This window comes from Streptosporangium sp. NPDC006930, assembly GCF_040635605.1.
GTDB lineage: Bacteria > Actinomycetota > Actinomycetes > Streptosporangiales > Streptosporangiaceae > Streptosporangium.
In genome coordinates, this window is record NZ_JBEYID010000067.1 from 1 (window position 1) to 1,654 (window position 1,654).

General features: G+C 69.3%; 1 protein-coding gene and 2 pseudogenes. 2 read left to right on the forward strand and 1 reads right to left on the reverse strand.

Features of this window, described 5'->3' with window-relative positions; translation table 11 throughout:
• Positions 1 to 360, reverse strand: a pseudogene (locus tag ABZ664_RS39360) (phospholipid carrier-dependent glycosyltransferase); the annotation flags it as partial.
• Between the two features lie 103 nt (positions 361 to 463).
• Here ABZ664_RS39360 and rsmI point away from each other — a divergent pair.
• Both rsmI and ABZ664_RS39370 read left to right on the forward strand, forming a co-directional pair.
• A complete protein-coding gene (gene rsmI / locus ABZ664_RS39365) occupies positions 464 to 1,318 on the forward strand; it encodes a 16S rRNA (cytidine(1402)-2'-O)-methyltransferase (protein ID WP_362522389.1) in 855 nt (284 codons plus the stop codon).
• Positions 1,319 to 1,372: 54 nt separating this feature from the next.
• Positions 1,373 to 1,654, forward strand: a pseudogene (locus tag ABZ664_RS39370) (phospholipid carrier-dependent glycosyltransferase); the annotation flags it as partial.

The window sequence follows — 1,654 nt, forward strand, 5'->3', positions numbered from 1 at the left end:
GTGGACCACGTAGGAGGCGCACTTGTCGAGCTCGGTGGGCGCGCAGTCCTGCCAGATCGCGGTGCCGCCGTCCATCAAGATCTTGTCGGCGTCCTTGACGACATTGTGCTCGGCACCGAAGTTGATCAGTGCCCAGGCGTCCTTGGCGTAGTACGTCTCGTCGAACATGATTGCGCGAGGGTGACCGAGGTTCGTGAAGCGCAGGATCCCCCCGAACACCGCGACCAGGAGTGGGCCCAGCCAGCCCCACAGGGCGCCGCCGGGCATCGGCGGCACAAGCCGGTCGCGTACCGAGCCCTCGTGCCCGCCGGACGGCTGGGGCTCGGGCTGCTCTGACGCCTGGTTAGTGAAGTCGGTCACGGCCACTCCGACATCGTACGGTCACACCACCCCATCCAGCCCAGAGAAAATCTGTCAGATGCCCAATTCGAGAACTTCTTCCCCGGCTGGGAGGCGATCCGAAATGCGGGAGGATGGGACGGTGAACGACAACGGCAGGCTTGTGCTGGCAGGAGCTCCGATCGGGCAGGCGGGCGACGCCTCGCCCCGGCTGCGGCTCGCGCTGGAGAGTGCCGACGTGGTCGCGGCGGAGGACACCAGGAGGCTGCGCCGCCTCGCGGGGGAGCTGGGCGCGGAGATCGGCGGCCGGGTCGTCTCCTACTACGACGCCAACGAGGCCGGACGTGCCGCCGAGCTCCTCCAGGCCCTCCAGGACGGCAAGACCGTGCTGATCATCACCGACGCGGGCATGCCCGGCGTCTCCGACCCCGGCTACCGCCTCACCCACCTCGCGGTCGAGGCGGGGGTCAGGGTCACCTCGCTGCCGGGACCGTCCGCGGTGACCACGGCGCTCGCCGTCTCCGGCCTGCCCAGCGACCGCTTCTGCTTCGAGGGCTTCCCGCCGCGTAAGTCCGGTGAGCGCTCCCGCAGGCTCTCGGCCCTCGCGGAGGAGGAGCGCACGATGGTCTTCTTCGAGGCCCCGCACCGGCTGCACGCCGCGCTCACGGCGATGGCGGAGGCGTTCGGCGCCGACCGCCGGGCGGCGGTCTGCCGGGAGCTCACCAAGACGTACGAGGAGGTGCGGCGAGGCGGTCTCGGTGAGCTGGCCGAGTGGGCGGCCGGGGGCGTCAAGGGGGAGATCACGGTCGTCGTCGCGGGATACACCGGGCAGGCCCTGCCGCCGGTGATCGAGGACCTGGTCGGCGAGGTGGCGCGCAGGCAGGAGTCGGGGGTGTCGAGGAAGCAGGCGATCGTGGACGTGGCGAAGGCGGCCGGAATCCCAAAACGCGATCTTTATGACGCTGTCCATCGAGGCTGATTTATCACCATAATTGCCCGAATGGGATTGATACGGGATCGCCTCTTACCCCCCATGAGGGGAAGCGTGCTCTGGGGGTGGCTGGGCCCGCTGCTGGTCGCGGCGTTCGGGGGGATCCTGCGCCTCGTCGATCTCGGCAGGCCGCGCGCGGTCGTGTTCGACGAGACGTACTACGCCAAGGACGCCTGGGCGCTGATCCACCACGGGGTGGAGCGAGCCTCGCTCGGCACCGTGGAGGACCCGATCGCTGACCGCATGATCATCGCGGGGAAGACGGACTTCCTGGTCAAGTGCACGCCGCCGGAGGCCGACCCCTGTCCCCTCTACGTGGCCCAT